Source organism: Pedobacter sp., assembly GCF_040513095.1.
Lineage (GTDB): Bacteria > Bacteroidota > Bacteroidia > Sphingobacteriales > Sphingobacteriaceae > Pedobacter.
Window position 1 is genome coordinate 1 of the sequence record NZ_JBEVDX010000072.1, and the last position, 4,871, is coordinate 4,871.

Sequence of the window (4,871 nt, forward strand, 5' to 3'; positions counted from 1 at the left end):
TGCTGGAATATCACCCTGGCCTGTTCAATGAAAAAGAATGCCAGTTGCTATTGCAAAAGTTCATACTGCAATCGCCATGGCAGCAGAAAGTGGTAAAGATGTATGATAAAGAGGTAGTAACGCCAAGGCTATGCGCTTGGTATGCTGACCAGGAAACTTATGATTACACTTCACTTAGGAAGTCAGCGCCGAATAAGTGGACACCGGAGCTGATAGCAATAAAAAATAAGGTAGAAAAGATAGCAAAGGTGAAATTTAACAGCGTGCTGCTCAATTATTACCGTGATGGCAATGACTCTGTAGCCTGGCATAGTGACAACGAAAAAGCGCTGGGCAAATATCCTGTCATTGCCTCTGTAAGTTTTGGCCAGGTGCGAAGTTTCGATATTCGCCACAAGGCAGACCACAGTGAAAAGTACTCCATCAGACTGGAAAGTGGCGCGCTTATGATCATGAAAGGTAATCTACAGCAGGAATGGGAACACAGAATTGCTAAATCTACCCGGCCGATGAATGCCAGGGTAAATTTAACCTTCAGAGCAGTGGTTTAGTAATTGCTTACAAGTATTTTGCCAGGTAAGGAGCGGTGCGGCTAACTTTGCTTTTCAGTATTTCTGCAGGCTTTCCTTCAGCTACAATTTGTCCACCTTCATCTCCGGCACCTGGGCCTATATCAATCACCCAGTCGCTTTCTGCAATCACATCCATATCGTGTTCTACCAGGATCACTGTATTGCCAGCATCAACCAGCCTGTTCAGTTGCAACAGTAGCCGTTCTACATCTGATGGATGCAGACCAGTCGTAGGCTCATCAAGTATATACAAAGTTTGTCCGTGCTGTGAGCGCTGTAATTCTGTTGCCAGTTTAATACGCTGTGCCTCACCACCGGAGAGTTCGGTTGCAGGCTGCCCCAGGCGCAGATATCCTAAACCAACTTCCCTTACCACTTCAAGAGCGCGGCTGATTACTGGTTCTTCATCAAAGAATGCAGCACCTTCGTCAACGGTCATGCCCAGAACTTCTGCAATGTTTCTTTCTTTGTATTTTACTTCCAGAGTCTTCGGATTATAACGCGTTCCGCCGCAGGTAGGGCAGGGCGTATAAACGCTCGGTAAGAATAGCAGCTCTACCATCACCATTCCTTCTCCTTCGCAATGCGGGCACCGGCCTTTGGCTACATTGAAGGAGAAACGTCCTGCATCATATTTACGGGCTTTAGCAGTAGGTGTTGCAGCGAATAATTTACGTACATGATCAAACAAACCTGTATAAGTAGCCAGGTTGGATCGTGGAGTACGGCCAATAGGTTTCTGATCTACAACAACAAGTCTTTTAACAGCACTCATTCCAGACGCTATCCGGCCGCCTGTGGTTATCATCTCATTCTGTTCAAGCGGGTCAGCTTCCGTATCTGCAGAAACATCCAGCTGTAAACCCAAATGTTCTGCAACCAGTTCTACTAAAACCTGGCTTACTAAACTGCTTTTACCCGAACCGGAAACTCCGGTTACACTTGTTATAACCCCTAAAGGAAAACCAATTTTGATATCATCCAGGTTATTTCGTGAGACGCCTTCCAGCTGTAACCAGTCTTTAGGCTGTCTTGTATCCTGCTTTAAATGTGTTCGCTGGTCATATATGTATTGCCTTGTTAAAGACGCTTCTACGTTTTTTAATCCTTCAGGTAACCCACTGTAAAGAATATGGCCTCCCTTTTCACCAGCTGCCGGCCCCACGTCAACAATCCAGTCGGCATGACGGATCACCTCGATCTCATGTTCTACCACAAATAAGGAATTGCCGGCTGCTTTCAATTTATCCAGCGCACGCAAAAGCGCTTCGGTATCTGCCGGATGTAAACCTGCCGAGGGTTCATCAAGCACATAAACTACCCCAAACAGGTTAGATCTTACCTGTGTTGCCAGTCTGAGTCTTTGTAATTCGCCCGGCGACAGGGTAGGTGTGCTGCGTTCAATAGTCAGGTAGCCTAAACCAAGATCAAGCATGACTTGTAAGCGTGATAAAAAATCTTCTGCGATCCTTTGTGCTACCACAACTTTCTCCGGGAATTTCGCCGATAGCTGCTTTAAAGCTTTGGCTTCGCCACTGGCATAAGGGGCAAAAATCCCTGCAAGCTTATTCAGTGCCAGCCCCGAAATCTCAGCAATATCGTAACCGGCAAACTTGATGGAAAGTGATTCCTGGCGCAGCCTCTTTCCATGACAGAGGGGGCATTCGCTGCTCAGCATATATTGGCTTACCCGCTTTTTCATCAGGGCACTTTGGGTATTGGCAAAAGTATGGCGGACGTATCTCCTCGCGCCGGTAAACGTACCCATATAATCCGGTTGCCGCTTGTTTTTGATGAAGCGCTGAATTTCTTCGTGGTTGTAGCCGGAGTAGACAGGCACTACTGGTTGTTCTTCCGTAAACAGAATCCAGTCACGGTCTTTTTTAGGCATGTCTTTCCATGGAATATCGATATCGTATCCCATAGTTGTCAGAATATCACGCTGATTTTGTCCCTGCCAGGCCGAAGGCCAGGAAGCAATGGCTTTTTCCCTAATGGTCAGGCTATCATCAGGAACCATTGTTCTTTCATTGATCTCATATACCCGGCCCAAACCATGGCACTCAGTGCAGGCGCCTTCGGGCGTATTTGGGGAGAAAGATTCTGCATAAATGATTTCCTGTCCATCAGGGTAATTACCTGCACGGGAGTATAACATCCGCAACAGATTTGATAAAGTTGTCACACTGCCGACAGAGGATCGTGTACTGGTTGCGCCTCGTTGTTGCTGCAATGCAACGGCAGGGGGTAAGCCTTCAATTTCGTCAACCTCAGGAATCGCCATCTGGTTAAACAGCCGTCGGGCATAGGGTGATACGGATTCAAGATATCTTCTTTGCGCTTCTGCATACAGTGTTCCAAATGCAAGAGAGGATTTGCCAGATCCGGAAATTCCGGTAAATACAACAAGGGCATTTCGGGGAATATCCAGATTAACGTTCTTTAAGTTATGTTCACGTGCACCACGTACACGTACAAAGCCGGAAAAATCATTGTTTGCTTCAGTCATTCAAAAAAATATGTGTTTAATTTCAGTACTAACCACAAATGAAGGAAGTAAATGTTTTGGCGGATAAGGATATGGATACTATAAGTGTTCGGATACACCACCATAGTAGTCCTGGGCGTTTCCCAAATCAATAAATATCCGGTCTAAGATAAGCCCGGGATCTATCAGGTAAAAGGTTATCCTGTGTTTTCCAGCAGTAAGATGTTTATTACTAATAGATCTGACCGCTGAGTTACTCAACACATTTTGCTTCCATTCCTCGCTGCGGCCAAAAGTTTTAATGTCGAATAATTGAGGAGGACTGTTATCTATACTCACAGCGTAACGCATTTCATATTCTTTATTCAGCGGATGCGTTGGCAGCGTATAAATCCTGAAATTAGCATCCGCTTCTTTCAGGGTATAGAAATCATAAGTCAGAACAGCAGAACTACGAATGGCTAAAGTATCATTTATGTCTATCGCAGGACTGTCCGTAAATGTTTCCATTGATTTGCCAGAAGATCCCAATTGTGATATAACCTTCCATTCAGCACTTGCTGTATTGCTTACAGCACTGTATCCTGCAGCATTGATAGTCAGATAGCTGTCTGACGAGATGGCCCCTTTAAAGTTATGAAGAAGGGGAATAGGCGAATTATTTGCCGATACAGTTATGGCGACCTGCGTGCTGGCATCTTTGATGATAACCTGTCCGCCTGCAACTTTTCGGGGTGCTTTAGTCCAGTCGATCTCTATCCAAAGCCTGTGCTGACTTTTCAAACCCTCACCGGTTAAGGTAATCTGGTCGGCACTGACCTTGATCCAGTCATCCGAAGCAGAAATGTTAAGGGTAGTAGTGATAGCTTTTGAAAGATATACATCCAGGAAATACCGTTGCCTGTTCCATGCATCAAATTTGGGCAGGGTAAAAGAACGCCGGCCATCATTGCTCTTGTATCCCTCTGGCAAAACCAGCCATTGTGCCTGCGTTTTTGACGGTATAGAATCAAATTTTGGACGCTGGTATACCGGCAGGTCGCGGGGATGAAATGACATCATGTACTTCCATTTACCTGCAGCCAGCGCATTATTATAGTAATCTGTTTCTTTCACAATCTCCTCATATGCATCCTCAGAAAGTTTTTGGTAGCTGCGTGCACTTACTCTGCTCTGTGCGGCGTACAACCCGGCCTTATCATGATAAAGAAACTTTTTATTCATGAGAGAGGCTCCTGTTACCGGATATTGCACCAGCTGGTAGTAGGCATCCCTGCGATAAGAGTGTACAGTTTTACCAATTGTTTTTGCCCTGGTTTCAATATCATTATAAGCATCTACCCGCTGCTGCGCCTGGTCGCCATAATAAAAGTGGTTGTAAGCCGTAAGTTTGGTCTGCGTGGTAGGTTCTGTTTGGCTCCATCCCATAAATTCTGGCTTACGCTCAAAGGCAAGCTGGTAATATTTCCATAAGAGGCCACTTATTGCAGGCGCTTTTCCAGCACCAAAAATACCTGCCACCCAGTTTTGCAAATGTGTAGCCGAATACTCACTTTTAAGGAAAGGGGTGATGTCATAAGCCATATCAGTAAACAGCTGCAGGTTATATTCTCCCGGTTTAATATCCCCGGCATTTACTACCCACAGGTTGCGGGCTTCTGCCTGGTAAGCTTTAGTCATTTCCTCACGTATGAGTGCAGGATGAGTAGTGGACAGCCATAGGTAGTCATGTGGCCTTCCCCAGTACGAAGCATGGTAATAAACACCGGAGCCACCATGACGTTCTTTTTCAGCTTTGCTGTTTAACCTCT

At 45.6% G+C, this 4,871-nt stretch carries 3 protein-coding genes; 1 reads left to right on the top strand and 2 read right to left on the bottom strand.

Features of this window, described 5'->3' with window-relative positions; translation table 11 throughout:
* Positions 1 to 2 precede the first annotated feature (2 nt).
* Positions 3 to 551 carry an alpha-ketoglutarate-dependent dioxygenase AlkB family protein gene (locus ABWY16_RS09125; protein WP_353904337.1) on the top strand — a complete coding sequence of 183 codons (549 nt, stop codon included), beginning with the start codon at positions 3 to 5 and terminating at the stop codon, positions 549 to 551.
* A 7-nt stretch (positions 552 to 558) separates the two neighbouring features.
* Here the strand turns inward: ABWY16_RS09125 and uvrA are convergent, their stop codons facing one another.
* Both uvrA and ABWY16_RS09135 read right to left on the bottom strand, forming a co-directional pair.
* Complete coding sequence (gene uvrA, locus ABWY16_RS09130; protein ID WP_353904338.1) at positions 559 to 3,081, bottom strand: excinuclease ABC subunit UvrA; 2,523 nt, start codon at positions 3,079 to 3,081, stop codon at positions 559 to 561.
* A 78-nt stretch (positions 3,082 to 3,159) separates the two neighbouring features.
* Positions 3,160 to 4,871 (bottom strand): glycosyl hydrolase 115 family protein (locus ABWY16_RS09135; RefSeq protein WP_353904339.1); only part of this gene is annotated, 1,712 nt, incomplete at its 5' end.

Excerpts from the sequence above, each read along its gene's own strand:
- uvrA (WP_353904338.1), bottom strand. The coding sequence starts at position 3,081 with ATGACTGAAGCAAACAATGATTTTTCCGGCTTTGTACGTGTACGTGGT.